We start from the raw sequence: 22,786 nt of genomic DNA, 5'->3' as shown, positions 1-22,786 counted from the left end.
TTAAACATGAAGTGTAATTGTAACATCGATAAATCATGTTTGTTTCATTATATTGTAAACAATCCTAATTCCATAAAGCCAAAAAATTGAATGTGATAAAACTATGACAAATAACAGTTCTGAGTATAATGAAGATTCGATTGAGCAAAGATTTGAGAATCTGTATCCTAATTATGATTATTCATTAGAATCATCACATAATGAAAAAGATACAAGAAAAAGAAAACGAATGAAAACGATGTATTGATTTTATCAATTCAAGAGTTGTGAACAAAACCCTGGATTTTTGTTATAATGTTTGTAGATAAAATCCAATTGAGACATTATTACGGAAAGAAAACTATCATTTTTCTTATTCATTATGTTAAAATATGTGTGAAAACAATTGTCTTTGGAAATTCAAGAGGGAATTTATACGCTGAAAAAACAATTAATTTTTAAGAATATTAAAAACACACGTCATGTTTTTGATCAAGTTCTTTTAAATGACTATAAATGAAGATATGATTAACATTCCAACTCACACACGTCATAGTCATGTAATTATACGTACAATGACTAAAGATGATATTCCGAAAATTGTTGAATTACAAAAGATTGCTTTTCCATTAATGGCTGCAGAAGGTGTGTATTGGAAACCTGAACAACTAATATCTCATCTCAAAGTTTTTCCTCAAGGTCAGATTGTTGCAGAATATCATGGAAAAATAGTTGGTTCTTGCAGCAGTTTGATTATAAAACTAAAACATGACTATGAAGAACACACTTGGAAAGATGCATGTGGTGATAGTTTTTTTAAAAACCACGATCCAAATGGAGATTCATTGTATGGAGCTGATGTTTCATCACATCCAGATCATAGGAAATTAGGAGTTGGCACAAAACTTTATGATGCAAGAAAAGAATTAGCGATAAAACTGAATTTACGTAGAATAATTGCAGGAGCTAGATTGATCAATTACTGTGAACATGCAAAAGGTTTGACTCCATTAGAATATGTTCGTAAAGCAAAGCGTCATGAAATCAAAGAACCAGTACTGTCATTTCAACTACGCAATGGTTTCAAATTTATCAAAATTTTACCAAATTACATGAAGGATCCTAGATCATTAAACAATGCCACTTTTATTGAATGGAAAAATCCCCATTTCATAGAAAAATCATGATTATTGATTGCCATGTTCATGTGAACCAATATGAATTGACCAAAAATATCCCATTGTTGGAAGATAGGTTGGAATTACTTCAAACCGAAATGACTAGTAACAATGTTGACTATGCAATTATTTTATCCTCGTACAAAATAAACTCCGAAAGACCTTCAACTGAACAAATCATTGATGCAATTCAAAAATATGATAATCTAGGGGTTGCTGCTGGATTTACAATTGATTATCATACAGATGAAGATCTTAGAAATTATAGACAATGGATTAAAGATGGAAAAATTAAAGCCATGAAAATTTACTCTGGCTATGAGCACTATTACCCTTATGACCAAAGATATCAAAAAGTCTATGATACTTGTATCGAATTTGGTATTCCTGTAATGTTTCATACTGGTGATACATATTCTGAGAAGGGAAAACTGCGATATGCAAGACCTCTTAATCTTGATGATGTTGCAGTTGACAATCCGGAATTAAAAATTGTGATGTGTCATTTAGGAAATCCTTGGATTCAGGATGCTCAAGAAGTAATTTATAAAAACAAAAATGTCTATGCTGATGTATCTGGACTTGTTGTTGGTTCATTTGATCATTTCTTTGAAAAGATGATGAAAGAAAAAATGGCAGAGCTAATCAGCTATGCTGGTGAGCCAAGATATCTTTTGTATGGAACCGATTGGCCAATTAGTAGTATGGATTCATATCTTAATTTTGTGGCAAAACTAAACATCAAAAAAGAGTTTAGAGATAATTTTATGTATAAAAATGCCAAAGAATTATTTAAAATCTGATTTTATTTTATAACTTTTCTTTCTTTGTGGATAATGCATTTTTTGACTACCTCGCCATTATGATTCTTTATTTTACATCCACAGGAGATGATTATGTGCATTCTGATTCAACTAATTAAAAATATGATAAAATATTCATTGATCTAACTTATAATGATGTATCAGAATTCGTTTAATTTCTATTTGCTATATGGGAAAACACAAGATCATAGAACTTTGTAGTAAATAAAAATAGAACAATATTTTACAAATAATATTAAAGTTCTTAGGTGTAGGATTGAATAGAATTGGAATTTAAGACCGACAACGATAGCTGTATGGTGACAATTCCAATTGAACTGTATTTTCTAGAATAGTATTTAGGGTCTACTGATGATTTGTATGGATGATTTGTTCATTAGTGTTTTAAGTAAATTCTGTTATTACATATCATGTCAATAATAATTCAATACAAATATGACAAAAATCTCGATCAATCATTTTCTCAGGAAGAACATGAGGTCAAAAATTCAGTTTCAACTGATGTTTCTGCAATGGATATGATAGGCTTAACTTGGATCTTTCAAGATGATGATTGGTCATAGATTTTTGTAAATTCTTACATAGTCATATTTGATAGTCAAAAACCAATTCCTGATGATCAATTTCTATTGGATTGAAAAAATTTACCACTAGATTTTTTTGAAATTAAGTAAAAAACATGAAATTCATTTAGATTAATAATGGATCTTAAAATATGATAAATAGAAAGTAGTGAGTATTTTGTTTGAAAATTATTATCTAGTATTGATATCCTTTGTTATTTCCACAGTATTGTTTTTCATAACAAGAAATGTGATTAATAAAAAAATAAACAACCAAAGTGGTGCTCAAAAACTCTTGGGTATAGCTTCACTTCTTATCATAATATCTGAAATTATCTATTTGGGAGCATCTCTAGGATTGTTTGAATATGCATTAGAAATAATCACTTCAGTAGGTGTGGGTATGGTGATCTTTGGAATTGCATTACAACATCAGCTAAAGAATATTGCCGCAGGAATTGGGGTTTTTTTCAATTCTGATATTAACATAGGAGATTCAATAACAATTAAAGACCTTCATGGAGTCATCATAGAAATTCACCTCACAAAAATTGTCGCATTATCTGAAGATGGTGGCAGAATGATTATTCCAACTCAACAACTTGCTGAAGAAGTGGTAAAAGTATACAATAAACAAAGAAAATCCTCTTAAAACTATGTTTTGTTCAAAGCAATTATGAAATTACTTTGTCTAGAATGCGCCTCTTACCTAAGAAAAATAAATTCAAGTGAAAGGTAGATTTGTACTGTTAATTGTAGTGTGCATATATTTTATCACTAATTTACTATGTGACTTTAGTTATTCCAAATATTAAGGCGTAAATGAGTTGATTTAATTCGAAACCAAATCATCTATCTCTTGTCTTAATAATCTTATATTGTATACACTGTATATGAGTCAAATTATACAAATTACAAAGGAAACAATTCTGAATAACCCAATTGCATTGAGAACTGGTTATATTAAAAATCCTTTTTCAACTATTACAGCAATGGATGTGATTGGTCTTGCATGGATCTTCAAAGATGAAGACATACTTGAGGATCTAAAGTAATCATACTTAATCAAATAGGAGGAGGTGCAAAAATATGAGTAAAATAGAAAATTCAAGTAATCACAAAGATATCTATTCTGTATGGAAAGATGGTATGGATACGTTCTATTCTAATATAGAAAAGTCAATTCCACAGTTCCATCAAGCAACTACTAATCTATTTCAGGAATATGTAAAATCAATGAGTAATGTAGCATCATCTACACTTGATATTCAGAGAGAATTTGTAACTAAAGTAGGAATCAAATCAAATCTCCCAGAATCATCAATTAACATAATACATGATTCAGCAGAAAAGATAAACCATTCATTGAGTGTTCAAAATAAAATGTCTGTTGCTTCAATAGATGCAACAAAACAAAATATCAAAACATGGAATGAAAATTCAAGTGCTTTTGTAAATATTCACAAAAGCATGATTGATTCATTGATTTCACCATTTAATCCAAAAATATAGTGGAGATAATCTCCTTTTTTATTTTTTTTATGATGTGATTTTTCCTCAAAAGCCATAAAAATAATCTGGAAAGTTAAATTGATAATCACTATCTAATCTTTGGTTTTTATTACCATTTTTCAAATTTTCATCATTGACTGGTAACGAGTCTACAAAACTATCAATTCGTGAGATTGCATTAAAAGGAACAATAATTGCATTGATTGTTACTGTTCCATCACTTTTTACATTTGTAATTGTGTGGATAATTCTTGATGATTTGTTTTTAGGAGTGATATTGGGTGCTTTTGTTCATTTTTTTGCTATGGGATTCTCTTTAAAAATTTCTAAGAAATTATTAGTCAAAAAATAGATCATTTATTTCACTGGTACTTATTTTCAAAATAATGGATCTTTCAAAAATTGAAAATGATTTGATCTCTGAAATAAAATTGCAACCTATTCAAGCCAAAGTCTATTTGCTAATCACATGTCATGGAAAAATGTCTTCAAAAGCAATCGCTGAAAAATTAAAAATATCTGAAGAAGATGCTAAAAAAGCATCTAGGGATTTGATGACTTTGGGTGCTTTTATTGATATTTCTGAAACTGAATTTGAAGCAATGCATCCTAGGTTTACTGCTGTAAACATGTATAGAAGATTATGTGAGCGAGAAAATCGATCTTTTGGACGAAATAAAATTGTTGATAATATGGGAGTAATTTTAGAAAAGCCTTATGATGATGCAAGAACTAAATAACGCTAAAGATGGATGACCCTCATTGAGTGTTGATACTGAAACCTGTAAGCATCAGCCAGTTTACTTTGGAGTAGTAAACATCAACGTAGATGAACGAACTATAGGTTCTGTTGATGTCTGGAGATGTGGTGTTTGCAAGAAAAGATTCTGTGAAGAAAAACAATTAGGCATTGAAGAAATTGCAGATCTAGTTGGAATGCCGAAAATTGACGCTGATGCAAAATGGGCAGTATCTATATGCAAATTACAACAAGGGAAATACAAATGGAAATTAGTCCGACTCAAAGAAAATGGGGAAATTAAGCATGAATGCATAGATGAGCAAATTATTCCACTCAAAATTAATAATTTTAAAATTGAAGATGAAAAGCATTGGAGCTTTTTAATTGATGATAATATTAACAAGGCAGTAGAAATTTAATTCCTATAATGGATCTCAAAGTTCACATTAACAATATTCATGGAAGCCAGATGGCTGCAAAAATTACTGGAAATTTTACTATAGATAATAATGAATTTCGTTTTACTGCTATTGCATTTGGCCGGATTGGGGGACAAAATGTTGGTGCAAAACTTTCTGACGCTACTGAAAAAGAATTAAAAAAATTAGGATATGATGTTGATGAAGTTATAGATTTACTTCAAAGGAATTTACTTCAAGGGGATCTTACTCTTCCTGAAGGTCTTAAAAAAGAATCATTTGTTGATGACTAAAATTCTGCTTCTTCTAAAGCCTTAGCACAAGAACAACTTCTTGTTTTAGGAATTTGATCAATTAACTCTGTTAGGATTTTTTTTGTTTTTTCTACATTTTTTGATAGGGTCTCTAAAACTTCTTTGGCAGTAACAGGTTTTTCAGCCCATACATCATAATCTGTTACAGTGGAAATTGATGCATAACACATCTGTGCTTCTCGTGCTAGCTGGCATTCTGGCACTAGTGTCATTCCAATAATATCTGCACCTGTGGTTCTGTAAAATTTTGATTCTGATTTAGTGGAAAATCTTGGACCTTCAATACAGACATAGGTGCAATCTTTATGCATTTTCAAATCTTGTTTTTCTGTTACTTTGATAATGGATGACTGTAATTCCGGACAAAATGGATCTGCAACTGAAATGTGAATTACTCTTCCTTCTTCTGAAAATGATCCTTTTCTTGATTTTGTAAAATCTATAAACTGTGATGGTAATACAAAATGACCTGGCTCTAATTCTTCTTTAAGACTTCCAACTGCAGATGGTGCTATGATTCTTGTAACTCCTAATTCCTTAAATGCCCAAATATTTGCCCTGAAATTTATCATATGGGGAGGAATTGTATGTTTTTTTCCATGTCTTGGAAGAAAAGCAATTTTTCGTCCATTAAAAATTCCTACAGTTATAGTGTCTGATGGCTTTCCATATGGTGTATCTATATCAATTTCTTGTGCATTTTCAAGTAACCCTGAATCATAAATTCCGGTTCCTCCAAAAATTCCAATCTCTACATCTTTCTCCATCAATATTTCACCAGTGATTTACAATTATAATTGCTAATTCCTTTCATTCCATTAAGCTCTGTTAACTCTATGATGAATGCAAAACCTGTAATTTCACCACCTACTTTTTCAATTAATTTTGCAGCAGCTTTTGCTGTTCCTCCTGTGGCAAGTAGATCATCACAAATCAATACCTTTTGTCCTTTCTCAATAATGTCTTTTTGAATTTCAATTGTGTCTTTTCCATATTCAATTGTATATGACAATTTTACAGTCTTTCCGGGTAATTTCCCTGCTTTTCTAATCATCATCATTCCTTTTTTGTATCTTGAAGCTAATATGCAAGCAAGAATGAATCCACGTGATTCAATTCCTGCAAATACATCTATATCTTTAGTATGAAAATACTTTGAAAACTCATCTGCAATTTCAGATAATGCTGATGGATCCTTCAAAATTGGACTAAAATCTCTAAATAAAATTCCTTTTTTAGGGAAATTTGGATATTCTGCTATTTTGTCTTTTAAGTTCATGACTATTTTCTTTCTTAGGTGGAATAAAATTGTTTGATACTAGTTTATTTCAAAAGTAGTTTCAGCAGCATTGAATGCATCAGAAGCTTTGATTGTGTATGTTCCAGGTTCTGTATCTTTAGGAACAAACCATGGAAGATTTATTTCACCTGCTTTTGATGCAGGGATTGACAATTTATCAATAACTACCCCTTCAGATGAAACAATTTCTATTGCAACAGTTTGTGCTGCTCCAAAAATCTGAATATTTTTTGATTTACCTAAATAAGTATCTGGGTTATCCACCACTGATACTATCATTCCTTCTTGTAATACTGCAATGACATCAAGTTCTACAATATCAAAGTTTGACCCACTTTTTGCATGGATCTTCCATGTCCCTGTTTTGGCATCAGATGGAATTCTAAATGATTCTTCAGAAATTTTACCATTCTTATCGGAGAATGATTCTCTTTCTTTGATCTGTTTTTCATCTGGATTCCACATACTGATGGTAAGGATAACATTTGGACTGGTGTTGCCTAAAATCAAAATTGAATCTCCTGGATGATATTCTGTTTTTGTAGTATTGATATCAACCTCACCTGATCCAACTTGTAACCCCACTGCAAAGATCTCTGTACTTTTAGCACTTCCTTTACTAACAACTGCTGAGTATACCCCTGATGCGTATCCCTTTAGATCCAAGGTATGAGAACCTCTTCCGTCTGGTTGCAGCTGAATAGATACCGTGTCTCCTTTTGGTTTATCTGCAGGATCAATAATTAACAATGAAACAATTTCGGATGCTTTGCCTGTAACTGTAATTATTGCAGTTTCAGTAGATTTGTAACTTAATTTATCAAATTCAATATTTACTGGAATTGTAGGTAATTGCCCTAGTCCTACAAAAATAAATTCTTTAGTCTTTTCTTGAGTAGCAATTAATGTGTATGTTCCTTCTGCTGTACTTTGAAGAGTTGGATATTCAAATTCTACTAAACCTGACTCATCAATTTCAAAAATATCTGAAAATACTTCTTTTCCAAGAGGATCTTCTAATGTTAACTCGATTGCTTTGTTTGGTAATGCTGTCCCATTAAATGTTATAGTTTCTCCTGGTTCAAATTTCAAACTAGTAGGAGTGATGATGATTACTTTGTCTGACTCTACCGTCCAGCTAATTGATTTGTTTGTTTTACCATCTGTTAGAACTCCGGTGTATTTGCCAAATGGTCTATCTAATGGAACAATAAGTGGTTCTATCTCCCAGTTCCCTTTATTGTCAATCTCTGCAGTTCTTGTCCTGATAACTTCTCCATCGGGTGAATTAATAGTCAATGAAACTCCTTTACCTGGAGTCCCAGTTCCAAAAATTTCTAGCAAATCTCCTCTATGTACAATATTTGGAATTCCTTGAATTGTTAGTTTGATATTTTCATCAGGAATTCTATTGTCTATCTCTCCTATTCTGATGCTGATTTTTTTCTCTTCACCTTCTTTATCCTTTATAATAAAATCTGCTCTATCTGATTTTTGATCTTCTGGAATTTTCATTGAAGTCATAAAGTGACCATCTTTATCTGTCACAAAACTTCCAATCTTTTTTGTATTGATATAGAAATCAAATTCTTGTGATGCGCCAAATTTATCTCCTGTGACTCTAATTGATGATCCTACGTTTGGCTTTTCTGGAACTATTCTAAATATTGATTCTGTAGAAATGCTGAGACCTGTATTATCTACAGCTTGAACATTTTCTGGGTTTTTAACCACTTTTGATAATTCTTTTGGTAATACTTTGCCTGTATCGATCTGTTCGTCTTTATCATCTAATGCTTTCCAATTAATTCCGGAGATTACTTTATCTGTTTTAACACCAAATTTGACAGATTCTCCTTTTTTGATTGGTTCAGATGATGTGAAAACAATTACTCCTTGAGGTGTTTTCTCTCCTACCCATCCTTTTTCAGTTTTAAAAGATTTGAAACTAAAATCACTACCAACCCAAATCCTAAACGTATTGACGTCCTGATTTTGCTCGTTTGTTAATTCAATTATTGTAGTCTCTTCCAGAGCTATGCTTGAAACATCAATTTCTTCAGCATAAGATGGAATCACTGTAAATGTAATTGAAAGTAAAATTGTAATTGAAAGGATGATTCCTCTCATTGAGGATTTGTTCATTATCTCCAAATTATCCATCTCTCTCTTAAACCTTAAACCCTTTTTCCTACATTGCTATTTTTTGATTCAGAATCTTTCATAAGCAAACTTCTTAAATCTTAAGCCTTGGCCTTTTGAAATTTAGTTGGGTCTGGCTTGGCAGCAATATTTTGGTATTGTCTAATTCTTTCAGCAATTAGTCTATACAATGATCTAAACTGATCCTTTGTTTTGTCTGTAAGAAAACCAGTATCTTCAAGGGCAATTTTTTCACAAATGTATCTAGTAATCTCTTCGTTATCAAATTCTCCCCAATCATCTTCTCTGTGGTCTTGCCAAATTTTTTTCAACTTTTCTAAAGCCCCTTTACCTTCTTTAGATATGACTTCTTCAGGAGTTAGATTGGAAAATCCTTCTCGTCTTAACTTTATCTCATAAGTCTGATTAACTGGATGCAAATAATCTTCAAGCGCAATATAGTCTTCGATTGATTCTAGTTTCTTTCCTTCTCTTTCAAAGAAAATGGTCTGAATAGATGAAAATTCATTTGATACTAGTTGGGCAGAAATCTGTTTGGATTCTTCAGAATTATCTAATAGAACAAATGTTCTGTATCCGTGATTTCTGTAAAAAATTGCTAATGGTAAAACGGAATTTTTGTTATAAGCTGCTACAACATTTAGAGGATTCATTGAAATATTTGGATCCTGTAAGAATTTATCAAAAGCATTTAGATACATGGCATCTGACATTGTCTCCACAATAATTATTGGCCTGGAATTTGTTCCTATTTCTCTATCTACGATAGATTCCACTTGACCTCTGGACAGTCCGTACAAAATTGGTGTTAATGTTTTATCATCAGCATTCCAATAATCGTAAAATATTCTACTCAGATGTTTTCTTTTATCTAATTCTACTACTAACAAATTGCCTGGCGTATAATCAAATATCATAAATGGAGAATGTGTTGCATACAAAACTTGGTTTGATCCAGCTAAGTTTTTCAACAAGTCAGAAATTCCCATTTGCTGAGTTGGATGAAGGTTTCTAGCAGGTTCATCCAAAAGTAACAATGCTTCTTTTAATTCTGCTCTCTGAGTTTCAGCTGCAAAGTTTACAATAAATGAAAATGTCCATTTGAATCCTTCTGCCCTTCTATTTAGTAATCCTGTGTTTGTGATTGTCCCATCTTTATGGACATCTGAAATTACCACACTCATGATATTCCCTGGATTATATCTCAAATCTACATGGATTGGATCCCCCTTCCATGCTGGATTTAGTTTTTTGGTCAATCTATTACTTGCAGCATTCAAAAGTTTGATGCATTTTGAAGGACTTTCTTTTACCTCGTCTAGTTCTTTCATATCAAGTTCAGCAAGATAAAATAGATTTCTTACTGTCTCTGCTTTGTCAAATTCTTCGATATATTCAATTGAATCTGCTCTTTCTCCTCTCTCTTCTCTGAGAAATTCATTAAGGTTGATGTTGCCGTAGATTTTTTTATAATCTGAAAAATAAACAAATCTTGGATGCAAATCCGATGCAATGAAATTTTCCAAGGCTGTTTTTATGCTTTCACCACTAAGTAAATTTGAAAATTGGTTTTCTGGATTTTCATAGATTTTTTCCCATTCTTCAATAACTTTTGGTTCTTGAATGGCAATTACATGAAATTGATTACTAAATTCTGCCATTCCACTATCAAAAGTTTCTTGGTTCTTTGGAACTGGTCCTTCAAAGAATTTTGTATCGATTTGTATTCTTAGATGGTTTGGAATTGTATCAAAAAATCCTAGTATTTGTCTAGAGAAATTTTCCCATGAGTTGATTCCTTGACTTTCATCCTCACTTAGTTCAATGTCTTCGAATTCATACTGGACATTTGGTCTTCTGTTTGTTCTGACTAGTTTAATTTTTTTAATTTCAGGTAGACTTGGAAATTTCTCCTTTATCAAATCTTTTTCATGTTGATTTAGAACAAATTCTCCTTCTGCAAGTCTTATCTCATTTTTTAATTCTTCATCCATTTCATCACAAAGATCTAACTCTGAGACTAATTCGTCTCTATTTAACAAGGTTAATGCCTGAAGAATTGTGGTTTTCCCACTTTCATTTCTACCTACAAAGGCAGCCAAGTCCCCAACTGTGATCTCACCAGAATCATGAATACAACGATATGCTCTAACTCTGAATTTTCTAAGCCGCATCTAGCGATATTTAGTTGTCTACGATTTAACTCATTCGTCAAATTGATCTCAAGTTTCAAATTTTGCTAAATAGATATAAGGGATTTACAGATCTTAAAACAAAATGGTGTCTAAAAGAATTTTTCTAGTATTTGTCTTACCTACAATATTCTCAATAGTATTTGGATCTGCTGTCATGAATGATATTTTAGAAAAACCTGGCAGGGAATTAAACATGTGGCCAATGTCTTATTCTGAAGGATTCTCATCCCATACATCTCCAATTGAAATTATTGGTCTTGCAAAACAATATTCTACAACAGCACCTGTAGAGATTCAAATTAAAATCGGTGATGTTTCTTTTGATTGTGGGGATCTCTATGTCACAATTTACTCTTCAACAAATGATGTGATTACACAGGGTGGTTATTTTGAGCAATGCTTTGGTATGGGAAATGGAATAATTCCAATTAATGATGAATTCTCTAAAACCATTGATTCTCCAGGCTCATATGAGATTGTAGCCGAAATGGTTTCAAAACAGTTACAGAGTATTTCAACTAGGGGAACATTTACTGTTAAATAGGCATGAATTTTTCTATGATAAATAAGAACTTGAATATGGTGATTTAATGGCAAAGAAAAAAGATACTTTAACTGATGAGGCTGCAAAAATTAAAGCAGAACTAGATGAATTAAAAAAGAAAAAGAAAGTTCTAGATTCATCACCTAAGAAAAAAGCTGAAGCAAAACCTGCAAAGAAAAAAGCTGAAGCAAAACCTGCAAAGAAAAAAGCTGAAGCAAAACCTGCAAAGAAAAAAGCTGAAGCAAAACCTGCAAAGAAAAAAGCTGAAGCAAAGCCACCAAAAGTGAAAAAATTAACTAAAAAAGAATTAGAAGAAGCTAAAAGAGAAGCAGAAAAAACTATAGAAGAAGAATTAGAAGAACAACTCACTGATGAAGAAATTGAAAATTTTCAAATTGAAAAAGTTGACATGGAAAGACTCACAAACAAAGTCTGCGATATTCTTGCAGAACGTGAATCTGAAGGAATGTTTCAAAGTGAACTCTGGAAAAAACTCAAACTCACAAGTCGTGATGGTTCTCGTTTATCCTTAAAGCTTGAAAGAATGGGGACAATTTATAGAGAAAAACTTTTAGAGAAAGGGCGTTGGACATACAAATTAATTTTAAAGAAAACTCCAATCAGTACTCAATCAATTGAAAACGCTCCATGTTTAGTTTGTCCTGTTGAACAGAAATGCTCACTTGAAGGTGAAATCAGTCCTAGAAACTGTCAATTCATTGAAGATTGGGTAATTGCTGAGATGAAAAAACCTGCGAAGGCCAAATGAAATTAATTGATGCTCGAAAAGATCATTATCGAAGATTAGCTCATGAACAAGGTTACCGAAGTAGAGCTGCATTCAAACTCCAAGAACTAAACAAATCTTATCGTCTTATTGGTCCTGGATTCTACGTACTTGATCTTGGTTGTGCTCCTGGAGGTTGGACTCAGATGGCTGTAAAATTGGCTGGAAACCAAGGTAAAGTAATGGGTGTTGATTTATCTTATGTCGAAGAAATTCCCGGAGCTCATATTATTCGAGAAAATATTGAAGATGAACATGTAATTGATGAGGTGATGACTTATTTTGGGCGTAAAGTCAATGCGGTAATTTGTGATCTTTCTCCTCAAGTTAGTGGAAATTGGACAGTTGATCATGCAAAGCAAATTTCATTAAATTATGATTGTACCAAAATAATGGACAAGGTTTTAGCTAACAAAGGTAATGCTGTTTTCAAAGTTTTTGACGGTGAGTATTCTATGGAATTCAGAGATTATGTAAAGAAAAAATTTTCTAGAATAAATCTTACAAAACCTAGTGCGAGTAGAAAACAAAGTAGTGAATTATATCTTGTTTGTTTAGGATTTATTGGATAGTCTGAAATATATTAATTATTTCATTAATGTTAGCATTTGTTCTAAACCCTGTTGGGCTAAATGATGTAATACTTGCTTGAAAGTTATTTTTTTGTAAATTTAAAATTGCATTTTCAAGTTTAGGTGGTGATGATTTCATTTTTGATGCAATCTCATCTAGTGTAAAATAAGTTGCTGGCAATTCTGATTCTGCAAGACATTTTCCAAGCATCTTCTCACAATTTTTATCTATTTGCAAATTTGGAATTTCAAGAATCATGTTTTGAATAAATTCTTTGTCAAAAATTTCTCCTATCCATAAAGGACCTGCAATACTAATTTTCTGATTACACAAATTACATTCTTTTTCTTGCTCTAATGATATTTTTCTATGACCACAATTTTTACAGTGCAAAATATATCCTAAATTTTCTTTTTGATCTGGTCTGTTTAGGACTTTGACATAAGTTCGATAGTAGTGCATTTCACTTTCCACAAATAATGGGATGATTTCTACTCCTAATCTCCCTGCAACTACTCTGAGACAACCTAAAATCAGCCTAATTGCTATTTCATTTCCATATTCTGTTCTTACTGGAATTCCACCATATTTTCTCTTACAGGCACTTTGAAAAAGCCCGTTGAGAACTTGAAGATCCGTAGCTGCAGTTGATAAAATTCCCCCATGCATGGTTGCTCTAATCCCACAGTCAAAAAATGCTGCAGGAGAGCCAAAGGGATCAATATCTACAATTGAGCCTCTTTTGCCCTTTTTTGAATATTTACTCAAAAATCTACAAACTTCTTTTTCAGAAAATTCAATATTTTTTAAATCATTTAGATTGGCAGAATATTCTGCCATTTCTAGGGCACTGGGGTTTAGATCATTTATTACAATTTTTTCTACTTGTAACTCTTTTCCAACTCTTAATCCTCTTGCACCAATTCCAGATAGTCCTTCTAAGAAAATTTTTGGTCCTTGAAATTTTTTTAGAAAAGCTGCATACGCAATAATTGAAAAATCTCTATTCACTTTAGCTTTTGGATTAAAGAATGCAGGTTTTTTTGGTGGAACTTTATCTGTTAGTGATTTTTTTGGTACAAGTAACTTTGTCTTACCTTCAATAATTTCTTGAAAAGAATCATTTGGAATTTCCAATTAACTTTCAGTTTTTTCTAAACGTATAACGGTTTAATACTTGTGCTTTACGACAAAATTCATGCAAATTTGTGGTATTGATGATGCTGGACGCGGTCCTATGTTAGGTCCATTAGTAATAGCCGGGGTATCAATAGATAAAAAAAATATGAAAAAATTAAGTGCATTAGGTGTAAAAGATTCAAAAAAACTTACTCCTAAATTACGTGAACATCTATACAAAAAAATTATTGAAATTGTAGATGATTATTACATTGCAAAAATTTCTCCTAGGTTGATTGATGCTAGTGTAAAGAAACATTGTCTAAATGGTTTAGAGGCAAAATATATGGCAAAAGTAGTTTCAAAATTAAATCCAGATATTTCATATGTGGATTCATGTGATGTAAATCCTACTAGATTTGGTAAAGAAATTTCTAAACTATCTGAAAATCATAAAATTAAATCATATCATAGGGCTGATAGTAGATTTGTAGTAGTCTCTGCTGCATCTATTCTTGCCAAAGTTTCACGGGATAAAGCAATTGCAAAGTTAAGAAAAACTCATGATTTGGGTAGTGGCTACCCTTCAGACTCTGTTACCGTAAAATTTGTGACTAAATATTATAAAAATAATCAAACTATGCCTAATTTTGTGCGTAAAAGTTGGAAACCTGTTCTAAAAATAATTGAAAATAATTAGTTTTTATATTTTGCAATTACCATTGCATGATCTTTGTCGTATGGATGCAAATCAATAGATTGTAAAATATCAAAATTCTTTTTTAACTTCTCTGTTTCCTCTTCAATAATCCTTCTAGGTGATTTTGTAACATCAATACTACGTGTTTTAATTACTAAAAAGAAATAACCTCCTTTTTTTAGATACATCTCACAATTATCTAATGCAATTTGCGTTTGATCTGGTTGTGCTATGTCTACATATACAATGTCAACTTTTCCAAATACTGAAAAGTATTCTTTTGGTTTTCTTGCATCTTGTAATATTGGAATGATGTTTTTTCTATATGATGCAACTCTATCCAGAAAATCTCTTGCAACTCTACTGGCATGTTCAACTCCAAAAACTATTCCGCTTGGGCCAACAATATCTGAGATGTGACTTACCGTCGTTCCAGTTGATGCTCCTAAATACAGAACTATGCTTTTATTTTCAAATGGAAAATATTCAAGATCATTCATTAAAGCTGCTGCTAATTTACTCCTAAACGCATCCCATAATCTGTATTCAACTCCTTTTTTGATAATTAATTTTTCTTTATACACTTGATTTCCAGGAACTAAATTTTCAGTAGCTAGTTTTCTTTCGCCTTCTGATTTTATCCAAAAATATGATTGGTTATCTTCTTCCAAACTTCTTTCTCTTTTTATTTGAACCTGGTCTTTCATTTCTTGAACTGCCTTCTTCTCTTCTTCTATCTCCACCTTCTCTTCTTCTATCTCCACCTTCTCTTCTTCTATCTCCACCTTCTCTTCTTCTATCTCCACCTTCTCTTCTTCTATCTCCACCTTCTCTTCTTCTATCTCCACCTTCTCTTCTTCTATCTCCACCTTCTCTTCTTCTATCTCTAAAGTTTCCTCCATCACGCCTAAACTCTTGAGGTTTTCTCAAATCTTTTTCAGTTGGATTTTCATATTTTTTACCAATCTCATCTACTCTGATGTTGAGTTTCTCAAGGAGTGTTTGGTTTAGTCCTTCTCCATAGACATCTACTCTTGCAGCAATTACTGCCTTGGCAGCAACTGCTCTGGCAATTTTCCCTCTTTGCCATCTAGGAGCTGCGTGAACCATGGCATGTTGGAATAACAATCCATGCTTTGGTGGTTGAGAACCTGTCTTCAATGATCTAAACAATGCTTTTTCAGCTCCTAACACTTGGATTGTACTAGCAGGTAGAGATGCTAACCTCTTGAGACTTCCAGCTCTTCCTAAAATTCTTGCACCTACTGCACTTCCAAGAATTGCTGTAAGGTTTGGTGCAATTTCTTGCATAGCAGTCTCAACATGCTCTTCCAGTTTTTTTCGTAATTCGTGAAAGTCTAAAATTTGTTTTGCAATTGATTGAACTATTGCTAAATTGACATCAGAAATATCTCCACCTCTACTTTTTGAAGAGATTAATGATAGCATCTCTACTTTTGATTCTGGAAAACCTGCTTCTTCAAAAACTTGTTTTGTTAATGATTCTCGCTTTCCAGCAAGTACAATTTGTGCATATCCGTTAATACTGTCAATAATATTATCTAGTTCTGGAAAGTGTAATCCATACCATTCTCGAAGTCTTGAACTTAGACCGTTTGCAATCTTGTCAATCTCATCTAACGAATTAATTGCTTGAATGATGTGAAGATCTGGACTTTCAGAAACCTCTGTAACTTTAGATGAAGATATTCCTAGGGCAAATTCTCTTAGTTTTCCTAATGTGTCCTGTAAATTAGAAGCATAGCCAGAATCTACAATTATCTGTGGTTTTGTTGCTTGAACATTATCTAATTGTGCAGCATCCATCAAGTAACAATCAATAGAATATTTTTTTAAAATCGCAAGCAATGATTCATCACTTACAGAAACTCCTCTTTGTATTGAAGCTAAATAATTGATTAATTCATTTAATTTTGATTCTTTATTTTTTACTAAAAGATACTCTTTAACTGGATTTGAGAAAGGAAATGCTTTTTCAATCTTATCATCATTGAAAACTGAGATTCCCAATTCTGTTAATATCACAGAATACATGACTAGTTGATTCTAAATCACCTTTAAAAAAGGTACCAGAATCGTGAATCAACTATTATATTCGAAACTAAGTTCATTATTCAAAGTGGAACCCAGTCTTGCAACTTCCATAGGCCAAATTCAATTAGATAGGCCTCTGATACTGGCATCTGGAATCTTGGGTATATCCTTGGATGTTTTTAATCGATTATATCGTTCTGGTGCAGGTGCAGTTGTAACAAAATCTCTTAGTACAGAGCCATGGGAGGGCTATCCAAATCCAACAATCTTTAGCGTAAAAGGTGGCGGTTGGATAAATGCCGTAGGTCTTTCAAATCCTGGAGCTCCGAATTTTGCTAAAATGATTGAGCCAAACCAAGATGTTCCGATAGTAGTTAGTTTAGTTGGTTCAATTCCTGAAGATTTTGAGTTTATGATAAAACAATTTGAAAATTGTAAAGTTACAGCATATGAACTAAATTTATCCTGTCCTCATGTTGCTAAAGTTGGTTTAGAAGTTGGCGATGATCCAGAACTAGTCAGAAAAATTGTGTCTACATCTAAAAAGTCAACTGATATCCCTATAATTGCTAAAGTAGGTTTAGGCACTACTCATTATCTTAACACTGTACGTACTGCAATAGATTCTGGAATTGATGCCATTACTGCAATTAACACCGTTCGAGCTATGGCCATAGATGTTGAAACACAGCGACCTATTCTTAGTAATAAATTTGGAGGATTGTCTGGCACTCCAATCAAACCAATTGCATTAAGATGTGTATATGAGATTTCTTCAAAACATGATATTCCAATAATTGGTTGTGGTGGTGTTTCTACATGGGAAGATGCAGTAGAGTTTTTCTTGGCAGGCGCATCTGCAATCCAACTTGGTAGTGCAGTTGGCGATAATTGGATTGATGTATTTGGTGAAATCAATAATGGAATTTTAGAATACATGAAAAGAAAAAATTACTCTTCAATAAAGGATATGGTGGGTCTTGCAAAGAAATCATAATCATACAACAATTGTTACAATTGAAAAAGTAATTGATGAAACTCCTACTGTTAGAACTCTGGTTTTTTCAGATGACGTAATGTCAAATGTCCTTCCAGGGCAATTTGCAATGGTTTGGATTCCGGGAATTAACGAATTACCAATGAGTGTAATGATCTCAAAAGAACCTGGTAAAGCAGCATTTACTGTAAGAAAACACGGCCCAGCTTCTACTGGATTATTTAATATCAAAGAAGGACAACAAATTGGAATTCGTGGCCCTTATGGAAATTCATTTGATCTAAAAGAAGGAAAACTTTTGTTAGTTGGCGGTGGAACTGGTCTTGTTCCAATGATGCGATTACTTTCTTTTGTAAAATCTACAGATAACGTTACTGTTCTGATAGGTGCAAAATCCAAAGATGAAGTTTTCTTTGAAGACCTAGCAAATAATATGTTGGAGAATAATTCTCACAAAGTACTAGTTTCAACTGATGATGGAAGTTATGGTGAAAAAGGCTTTGTCACTGATTTAGTTGAAAAATTAGTAAATGAATCTCATTTTGATGGCGTCTATGTATGCGGACCTGAAATAATGATGTACAAAACTGTTCAATCTGCACATTCTAGGAATATGTTTGTTCAAGCAAGTCTTGAGAGAATGATGAAATGTGGTGTTGGGATTTGTGGTAGCTGTTGTGTTGGAGAAGACCTCGTATGCAGGGATGGAACTGTCTTTGACGGTGAGCATCTTTCTTCAAACAAGGAATTTGGTCATTTTTACAGGAATAAGGCTGGAATTTTAGAAAAATATTGAGTTTCACTAGCAAGGTTTAAAATAAATCACAAAATTATTTTCATGAAGGAAATGGGAACTCCAAAAATTGTTTTAACTGCAGACAGAACTTTGATGTCGCCATATCGAGGACTTTCATTGGCAACCTTTTTTGGATGTGCACCTGCACTTGACCCTAATCGAGATAAAAGCAGTTTTTGGTACAAAATACTTGGAAATCAAGTAACTCCAAAAATTCTATTTGATTTTATTTGCAATTATATTCCTCACACAAATGGTGTTGCAAACTATGCACCATACGGCTTGAGAAAATTAGAAGCCGGTTTACTCCGAGATGGATTTAGCAGACAAGATGTAGTTGTAGCTCATCCTGATCATATAGAACAATTCATTGGTCCTCAAACTGAAGTTATTGGAACATATGAGATGGATCCTCTTGGCATGGGTCCTGTTACTATGACATTTACTTATGGTAGAAAACAAACATCTTATGATGAATTTTATAATGCTGAATTACATCATAGAATCAAAGCTGCTAAATTAAAAACTGGTAGTAAGGCAAAAGTAATTTCTGGTGCATCAGGAACTTGGCAATACAATTATGATCCAGAAAAAATTGAAGAGTTTGGCATCTATGCAATTTTAGAAGGAGAATTAGGTGGAATTGCACCTGAAATTGATGGACATGCTGGAAGATTTTTCAACTATTTGATTAATGGTGACTTTGAAAATATGGATCCTTTCAGAAAGAGAAGTGACTTTAAAGTTAACATTAAAGAGTTTGAAAGAAATGGTAAAAAAATTCATGGGCGATTTGTTAATTTCTGGGATAGACCTGAACTTGAAGAAATTCCTGACATTGTAGAACCAAGTATGCATGGAATGGTAGAAGTAATGCGTGGTTGTGGAAGAGGTTGTAAATTCTGTGACGTTACATTAAGATCATTGAGATACTATTCTCCTGAAAAAGTCAAAAGAGAAATTGAAGTTAACATAAAGAAAGGTGGTTCCAAGTCTGCATGGATTCACAGTGATGATATTTTTGTTTATGGAATGGATCCTAGAACTGCAAAAGGTATGGAGCCAAACAGAGAAGCACTAGAAGAATTATTCACCGCAATCATGTCAACTGGTGTTGAGCATACCAATCCAACACATGGTACATTGGCAGGTGCAATCGCTGACGAGAAATTAATTCCTAACCTTTCTAAAATTATTAAATCCAGCCCTGATAACATGATTGGTATTCAAGCTGGATTTGAAACTGGAAGTCTTAGATTAATTGGTAAATATGCTGATAGAAAACTTGCACCTTATGATCCATCTGAATGGCATTGGGTTGTTAAAGAAGGTGTCAAGACATTAAATCAAGACTATTGGATCCCTGCATTCACATTAATCATGGGTCTTGATAATGATGAAACTCCTGAAGACTCTTGGGAAACAATTCGTTTGCTCAGTGAATTAGAACACGAACAACCTGATTCTATGTTTACAGCTACTGCACTAACCTTTGTTCCAATCGGATTGCTTGAAAAATCTGATTTCTTTAACATTGGAAATGAAATGACTCCTGCTCAACTAGGTGTTCTTTACAAGACTTGGCAGCACAATTTCAAATATGGTATTCAAAAATTCATGACTAAGACCGGTTCTAAAGGACCTCAAAGATACTTCTTTAACGCTATTGCAAGATCTCTTGGTGGTGTTCCACTTGGTGCAATGGAAAGATATGCCCGTAGAAAGAGTAAGGAACACGAAAAAGTAATTGAGACTGTAAAGGCAAAATACTGGTAGTTATACAAATACATAAATTCACTAATTCCTATTCACAATTATGGCAACACACGGTTCACTTACCAAAGCAGGTAAAGTAAGAGGACAAACTCCTAAAGTAGAAGGAAGAAAGATCGTAGGCGATAGTTCTAGCGTTGCAAACAAAGGCAATTTCAAAAAACGATTTGTCCTCGGTAGATTCCCTGGTCAGAACAAACCAGGACAAAGAAGAAAGAGACGTTAGTCAATTTTTCTTAAAAATTATTATTTTACGATCAATTCTTAAAACAGGTTCTGTCAAGCCTACGGTTGGTATTTTAGGCGTAAAAAGTCGGTTGATGAGAATTTAGGCGGTACCGCACTAGGCGTGAGTGCGATCAAGAGATAAAACCTAGATGCTGTTCATTTGGACAAACATTTTCTGAAACGCTTCCGTTTCAAATTACGTGCTTTTTACATACTATACGTCGGCGGCGGGGATAGACTGTAGCGGCATGGATAACGGCGGTATTTGTACCGTACGAATTACCGTACAGATTTCCACTCCACGTACGATTTTTAGAATGTTAAACGTTTAACATTTGAATTCTTTTTAAAAATTAATGATTGACTTCATTCTGAATATTGATAATTATTATGTCATTTTTATACAAAAAATGCGTAGTGATCACATGAAACAAACGAAATCTTTAAACAATTATAAGATATCAAAAAGTCGAGCTAATATGAAACAAGATAGTAAAACAGAATGGTCAGAAAAACACAATGCTTTATTGAAAAAAGTAATGATGACCTCCGGTAAACCAATGGGTTTTAAATCCCCCGACAGTATCTTAAAACATCTTGAATCACTGGGAAATAGATCTTAAAGACGACGAACACCCATTTTATACCGATTTTTCTAATTTATCTGATGAATCTCAAGAATATGTAAAAGATTCCATACAAGAAATTGTCAAATACAAAAATCTTGCAGATTATGAATATACAATAACTTGTCCATCTATTCCAGTTGGTATTGTTTTATTACGATTCCCAAATAACTGTGAAGTAATAATACAAACTAGTCATGGTGTTTTGTATTATTTACGTGCATATGATAACATTGATGATGCTTTAAAATCTTAACCAGTTTTCAATTTTGCATTTTGAATTAACGTAATCCATTTGTTATCTCCATTGATTGTAATTCCGCATTTCTCACTTGGTGTCATGTTACCTAATGCTGAATGTGGACGAAAATAATTATGGAAGATTTCAAAACCTTTCAAAATTGGTGTATCTTTTTTCTTAACTCCTCTCATTACTTTTTCTCTGTCTCTAAATTCTCCATTCCATCTTTCCATCTTGTTGTTATTCATGTCGCCTTGTAAGTGAATGTGTTTGATATGTAATGTTCTATGCTGTCTTTTCAATGTCCAAAATTCTTTTTTGTATGCTTGATGATATGATTCTAAACCATCTGTAATGAACACTTTGGGTTTTGTCTGTGTAACCTGTTTTGATTTTTGTAATAATGAACTAGCATCGTGACCTTCTTTTCTGTCTGCTACTTCATGTGCAATAAGGTATCGAGTCTCATCATCTAACATTGCAAAAACATATTTCAAATCTCCACGAATTTTGACATATACCTCATCTGCACGCCATGCATCACCTACTTGCGGAGTGATTTTATCAATGTAAGATTCCATTAGTTTTGTGTATTTTTGAATCCAGTTGTAAATTGTCTGATGAGTTACATCCATTCCTAAGAATCTAAGTGATTTAGCCACGTTTCTTAATGACTCGCCTGAAAAGTATAGTTGCATGGCAGTAGTGATTCCCTTTGGGTTGTGCTTCATCTTCTCAAAGCCTAGATTCATTGAGAATGTTCTATGGCAGTCTGAACATGAGAATCTCTGGATTGCTGTATGCTTGTTTCGTCTGATACCGTATTTCTTGATGTTCTTGCCCTTGCAGAATCTACATGAATCCACACTAACAGGTTGGATAGTTACCTTGTTTCTCTCTCGTACCTCTTCTCTGATTTTAAGGGAAAATTCAATGGCGTGAATGTGCTTGCAACATACCTTTCTGAATCTGTGGTCTGGGCAGTCACAATGCCAAATTCCATCTGATTTGATAACATCATAATCTCTGTTAGTGGTTTGTGAATGAACATGATAATGATAGTCTGACACTCTGATTAAATCTGATTTTAGTGCTATCTGTTTTCCTTTTTCTTGACGGGGGTTTGTTTCTATCATGTTATACACATATGTGTATAAC

29 protein-coding genes are annotated in these 22,786 nt (G+C 32.9%); 21 read left to right on the top strand and 8 right to left on the bottom strand.

Annotated features, from left to right (window positions below; translation table 11 throughout):
• Positions 1-103: 103 nt before the first annotated feature.
• From ACW9W3_RS05110 to ACW9W3_RS05060, 11 genes are all read left to right on the top strand, one after another.
• The gene (locus ACW9W3_RS05110; RefSeq protein ID WP_457765083.1) at positions 104-247 is read left to right on the top strand and encodes a hypothetical protein; all 144 of its coding nucleotides are present in this window, start codon (positions 104-106) and stop codon (positions 245-247) included.
• A gap of 307 nt (positions 248-554) precedes the next feature.
• Positions 555-1,166: a GNAT family N-acetyltransferase gene (locus ACW9W3_RS05105; RefSeq protein WP_457765138.1), complete on the top strand. Its 612-nt coding sequence runs from the start codon at positions 555-557 to the stop codon at positions 1,164-1,166.
• Positions 1,163-1,960 (top strand): amidohydrolase family protein, encoded by a 798-nt coding sequence (locus ACW9W3_RS05100; RefSeq protein WP_457765082.1) that lies wholly within the window; start codon positions 1,163-1,165, stop codon positions 1,958-1,960. Before ACW9W3_RS05105 ends, ACW9W3_RS05100 begins: the two co-directional genes overlap by 4 nt.
• 431 nt (positions 1,961-2,391) lie before the next feature.
• Positions 2,392-2,544 carry a hypothetical protein gene (locus ACW9W3_RS05095; protein WP_457765081.1) on the top strand — a complete coding sequence of 51 codons (153 nt, stop codon included), beginning with the start codon at positions 2,392-2,394 and terminating at the stop codon, positions 2,542-2,544.
• A gap of 295 nt (positions 2,545-2,839) precedes the next feature.
• Positions 2,840-3,196, top strand: a complete 357-nt coding sequence (locus ACW9W3_RS05090) for a mechanosensitive ion channel domain-containing protein (protein WP_457765080.1) — start codon at positions 2,840-2,842, stop codon at positions 3,194-3,196.
• A 241-nt stretch (positions 3,197-3,437) separates the two neighbouring features.
• Positions 3,438-3,599 (top strand): hypothetical protein, encoded by a 162-nt coding sequence (locus ACW9W3_RS05085; protein WP_457765079.1) that lies wholly within the window; start codon positions 3,438-3,440, stop codon positions 3,597-3,599.
• Positions 3,600-3,633: 34 nt separating this feature from the next.
• A complete protein-coding gene (locus tag ACW9W3_RS05080; protein ID WP_457765078.1) occupies positions 3,634-4,056 on the top strand; it encodes a hypothetical protein in 423 nt (140 codons plus the stop codon).
• A 133-nt stretch (positions 4,057-4,189) separates the two neighbouring features.
• Positions 4,190-4,408, top strand: coding sequence for a hypothetical protein (locus tag ACW9W3_RS05075; RefSeq protein ID WP_457765077.1), 219 nt, complete (start codon positions 4,190-4,192; stop codon positions 4,406-4,408).
• 34 nt (positions 4,409-4,442) lie between these two features.
• Complete coding sequence (locus ACW9W3_RS05070) at positions 4,443-4,796, top strand: hypothetical protein (RefSeq protein ID WP_457765076.1); 354 nt, start codon at positions 4,443-4,445, stop codon at positions 4,794-4,796.
• Between the two features lie 22 nt (positions 4,797-4,818).
• Positions 4,819-5,217 carry a hypothetical protein gene (locus tag ACW9W3_RS05065; RefSeq protein WP_457765075.1) on the top strand — a complete coding sequence of 133 codons (399 nt, stop codon included), beginning with the start codon at positions 4,819-4,821 and terminating at the stop codon, positions 5,215-5,217.
• Positions 5,218-5,225: 8 nt separating this feature from the next.
• A complete protein-coding gene (locus ACW9W3_RS05060) occupies positions 5,226-5,510 on the top strand; it encodes a hypothetical protein (RefSeq protein ID WP_457765074.1) in 285 nt (94 codons plus the stop codon).
• On the opposite strand, the gene ACW9W3_RS05055 is transcribed toward ACW9W3_RS05060, so the two are convergent.
• The 4 genes from ACW9W3_RS05055 to ACW9W3_RS05040 form a co-directional block, all read right to left on the bottom strand.
• A complete protein-coding gene (locus ACW9W3_RS05055; protein ID WP_457765073.1) occupies positions 5,507-6,298 on the bottom strand; it encodes an S-methyl-5'-thioadenosine phosphorylase in 792 nt (263 codons plus the stop codon). The two genes, ACW9W3_RS05060 and ACW9W3_RS05055, sit on opposite strands and share 4 nt — an antisense overlap.
• On the bottom strand, positions 6,298-6,810 hold the full coding sequence (locus ACW9W3_RS05050; protein WP_457765072.1) for an adenine phosphoribosyltransferase: 513 nt from the start codon (positions 6,808-6,810) through the stop codon (positions 6,298-6,300). The genes ACW9W3_RS05055 and ACW9W3_RS05050 overlap by 1 nt, the downstream gene beginning before the upstream one ends.
• A gap of 39 nt (positions 6,811-6,849) precedes the next feature.
• On the bottom strand, positions 6,850-8,976 hold the full coding sequence (locus ACW9W3_RS05045) for a biofilm-associated protein (protein ID WP_457765071.1): 2,127 nt from the start codon (positions 8,974-8,976) through the stop codon (positions 6,850-6,852).
• 98 nt (positions 8,977-9,074) lie between these two features.
• Positions 9,075-11,168: an AAA family ATPase gene (locus ACW9W3_RS05040; RefSeq protein WP_457765070.1), complete on the bottom strand. Its 2,094-nt coding sequence runs from the start codon at positions 11,166-11,168 to the stop codon at positions 9,075-9,077.
• A 103-nt stretch (positions 11,169-11,271) separates the two neighbouring features.
• Here ACW9W3_RS05040 and ACW9W3_RS05035 point away from each other — a divergent pair, with 103 nt between their 5' ends.
• Genes ACW9W3_RS05035 through ACW9W3_RS05025 form a run of 3 tightly spaced genes read left to right on the top strand, consistent with a single transcriptional unit; the run spans position 11,272 to position 13,092 of the window.
• Positions 11,272-11,733: a hypothetical protein gene (locus tag ACW9W3_RS05035; RefSeq protein WP_457765069.1), complete on the top strand. Its 462-nt coding sequence runs from the start codon at positions 11,272-11,274 to the stop codon at positions 11,731-11,733.
• Positions 11,734-11,779: 46 nt separating this feature from the next.
• The gene (locus ACW9W3_RS05030; RefSeq protein ID WP_457765068.1) at positions 11,780-12,502 is read left to right on the top strand and encodes a transcriptional regulator; all 723 of its coding nucleotides are present in this window, start codon (positions 11,780-11,782) and stop codon (positions 12,500-12,502) included.
• On the top strand, positions 12,499-13,092 hold the full coding sequence (locus ACW9W3_RS05025) for an RlmE family RNA methyltransferase (protein ID WP_457765067.1): 594 nt from the start codon (positions 12,499-12,501) through the stop codon (positions 13,090-13,092). Before ACW9W3_RS05030 ends, ACW9W3_RS05025 begins: the two co-directional genes overlap by 4 nt.
• Here the strand turns inward: ACW9W3_RS05025 and ACW9W3_RS05020 are convergent.
• Positions 13,082-14,230 (bottom strand): tRNA (guanine-N1)-methyltransferase, encoded by a 1,149-nt coding sequence (locus tag ACW9W3_RS05020; RefSeq protein ID WP_457765066.1) that lies wholly within the window; start codon positions 14,228-14,230, stop codon positions 13,082-13,084. The two genes, ACW9W3_RS05025 and ACW9W3_RS05020, sit on opposite strands and share 11 nt — an antisense overlap.
• A gap of 61 nt (positions 14,231-14,291) precedes the next feature.
• Here ACW9W3_RS05020 and rnhB point away from each other — a divergent pair, with 61 nt between their 5' ends.
• Positions 14,292-14,912, top strand: a complete 621-nt coding sequence (gene rnhB / locus ACW9W3_RS05015) for a ribonuclease HII (protein ID WP_457765065.1) — start codon at positions 14,292-14,294, stop codon at positions 14,910-14,912.
• Here the strand turns inward: rnhB and ACW9W3_RS05010 are convergent.
• Both ACW9W3_RS05010 and ACW9W3_RS05005 read right to left on the bottom strand, forming a co-directional pair.
• A complete protein-coding gene (locus ACW9W3_RS05010) occupies positions 14,909-15,583 on the bottom strand; it encodes a fibrillarin-like rRNA/tRNA 2'-O-methyltransferase (RefSeq protein WP_457765064.1) in 675 nt (224 codons plus the stop codon). The genes rnhB and ACW9W3_RS05010 overlap by 4 nt on opposite strands.
• On the bottom strand, positions 15,570-16,967 hold the full coding sequence (locus tag ACW9W3_RS05005) for an NOP5/NOP56 family protein (RefSeq protein WP_457765063.1): 1,398 nt from the start codon (positions 16,965-16,967) through the stop codon (positions 15,570-15,572). Before ACW9W3_RS05005 ends, ACW9W3_RS05010 begins: the two co-directional genes overlap by 14 nt.
• 43 nt (positions 16,968-17,010) lie before the next feature.
• Between ACW9W3_RS05005 and ACW9W3_RS05000 the strand changes: the two genes are divergently transcribed.
• From ACW9W3_RS05000 to ACW9W3_RS04975, 6 genes are all read left to right on the top strand, one after another.
• Positions 17,011-17,964 (top strand): dihydroorotate dehydrogenase, encoded by a 954-nt coding sequence (locus ACW9W3_RS05000; RefSeq protein WP_457765062.1) that lies wholly within the window; start codon positions 17,011-17,013, stop codon positions 17,962-17,964.
• Positions 17,948-18,760, top strand: a complete 813-nt coding sequence (locus ACW9W3_RS04995) for a dihydroorotate dehydrogenase electron transfer subunit (RefSeq protein WP_457765061.1) — start codon at positions 17,948-17,950, stop codon at positions 18,758-18,760. Before ACW9W3_RS05000 ends, ACW9W3_RS04995 begins: the two co-directional genes overlap by 17 nt.
• A 51-nt stretch (positions 18,761-18,811) precedes the next feature.
• Positions 18,812-20,536 carry a B12-binding domain-containing radical SAM protein gene (locus ACW9W3_RS04990; protein WP_457765060.1) on the top strand — a complete coding sequence of 575 codons (1,725 nt, stop codon included), beginning with the start codon at positions 18,812-18,814 and terminating at the stop codon, positions 20,534-20,536.
• Between the two features lie 40 nt (positions 20,537-20,576).
• Complete coding sequence (locus tag ACW9W3_RS04985) at positions 20,577-20,759, top strand: 30S ribosomal protein S30e (protein WP_457765059.1); 183 nt, start codon at positions 20,577-20,579, stop codon at positions 20,757-20,759.
• A gap of 481 nt (positions 20,760-21,240) precedes the next feature.
• Positions 21,241-21,384, top strand: a complete 144-nt coding sequence (locus tag ACW9W3_RS04980; protein WP_457765058.1) for a hypothetical protein — start codon at positions 21,241-21,243, stop codon at positions 21,382-21,384.
• The gene (locus ACW9W3_RS04975) at positions 21,359-21,643 is read left to right on the top strand and encodes a hypothetical protein (protein ID WP_457765057.1); all 285 of its coding nucleotides are present in this window, start codon (positions 21,359-21,361) and stop codon (positions 21,641-21,643) included. Before ACW9W3_RS04980 ends, ACW9W3_RS04975 begins: the two co-directional genes overlap by 26 nt.
• Here the strand turns inward: ACW9W3_RS04975 and ACW9W3_RS04970 are convergent.
• Positions 21,640-22,764 (bottom strand): IS6 family transposase, encoded by a 1,125-nt coding sequence (locus ACW9W3_RS04970; RefSeq protein WP_457765056.1) that lies wholly within the window; start codon positions 22,762-22,764, stop codon positions 21,640-21,642. The two genes, ACW9W3_RS04975 and ACW9W3_RS04970, sit on opposite strands and share 4 nt — an antisense overlap.
• Between the last annotated feature and the right edge of the window lie 22 nt (positions 22,765-22,786).

The organism is Candidatus Nitrosopumilus sp. bin_68KS (assembly GCF_054095825.1).
The sequence above is the reverse complement of the archived record's forward strand: the minus strand, read 5'-3'. Positions and strand labels throughout refer to the sequence as shown.

Coding starts and splice junctions, on each gene's coding strand:
- ACW9W3_RS05110 (WP_457765083.1), top strand. CDS start 104: ATGACAAATAACAGTTCTGAGTATAATGAAGATTCGATTGAGCAAAGA.
- ACW9W3_RS05105 (WP_457765138.1), top strand. CDS start 555: ATGACTAAAGATGATATTCCGAAAATTGTTGAATTACAAAAGATTGCT.
- ACW9W3_RS05100 (WP_457765082.1), top strand. CDS start 1,163: ATGATTATTGATTGCCATGTTCATGTGAACCAATATGAATTGACCAAA.
- ACW9W3_RS05095 (WP_457765081.1), top strand. CDS start 2,392: ATGTCAATAATAATTCAATACAAATATGACAAAAATCTCGATCAATCA.
- ACW9W3_RS05085 (WP_457765079.1), top strand. CDS start 3,438: ATGAGTCAAATTATACAAATTACAAAGGAAACAATTCTGAATAACCCA.
- ACW9W3_RS05080 (WP_457765078.1), top strand. CDS start 3,634: ATGAGTAAAATAGAAAATTCAAGTAATCACAAAGATATCTATTCTGTA.
- ACW9W3_RS05070 (WP_457765076.1), top strand. CDS start 4,443: ATGGATCTTTCAAAAATTGAAAATGATTTGATCTCTGAAATAAAATTG.
- ACW9W3_RS05060 (WP_457765074.1), top strand. CDS start 5,226: ATGGATCTCAAAGTTCACATTAACAATATTCATGGAAGCCAGATGGCT.
- ACW9W3_RS05055 (WP_457765073.1), bottom strand. CDS start 6,298: ATGGAGAAAGATGTAGAGATTGGAATTTTTGGAGGAACCGGAATTTAT.
- ACW9W3_RS05050 (WP_457765072.1), bottom strand. CDS start 6,810: ATGAACTTAAAAGACAAAATAGCAGAATATCCAAATTTCCCTAAAAAA.
- ACW9W3_RS05045 (WP_457765071.1), bottom strand. CDS start 8,976: ATGAACAAATCCTCAATGAGAGGAATCATCCTTTCAATTACAATTTTA.
- ACW9W3_RS05040 (WP_457765070.1), bottom strand. CDS start 11,168: ATGCGGCTTAGAAAATTCAGAGTTAGAGCATATCGTTGTATTCATGAT.
- ACW9W3_RS05035 (WP_457765069.1), top strand. CDS start 11,272: ATGGTGTCTAAAAGAATTTTTCTAGTATTTGTCTTACCTACAATATTC.
- ACW9W3_RS05030 (WP_457765068.1), top strand. CDS start 11,780: ATGGCAAAGAAAAAAGATACTTTAACTGATGAGGCTGCAAAAATTAAA.
- ACW9W3_RS05025 (WP_457765067.1), top strand. CDS start 12,499: ATGAAATTAATTGATGCTCGAAAAGATCATTATCGAAGATTAGCTCAT.
- rnhB (WP_457765065.1), top strand. CDS start 14,292: ATGCAAATTTGTGGTATTGATGATGCTGGACGCGGTCCTATGTTAGGT.
- ACW9W3_RS05005 (WP_457765063.1), bottom strand. CDS start 16,967: ATGTATTCTGTGATATTAACAGAATTGGGAATCTCAGTTTTCAATGAT.
- ACW9W3_RS04990 (WP_457765060.1), top strand. CDS start 18,812: ATGGGAACTCCAAAAATTGTTTTAACTGCAGACAGAACTTTGATGTCG.
- ACW9W3_RS04985 (WP_457765059.1), top strand. CDS start 20,577: ATGGCAACACACGGTTCACTTACCAAAGCAGGTAAAGTAAGAGGACAA.
- ACW9W3_RS04980 (WP_457765058.1), top strand. CDS start 21,241: ATGAAACAAGATAGTAAAACAGAATGGTCAGAAAAACACAATGCTTTA.
- ACW9W3_RS04970 (WP_457765056.1), bottom strand. CDS start 22,764: ATGATAGAAACAAACCCCCGTCAAGAAAAAGGAAAACAGATAGCACTA.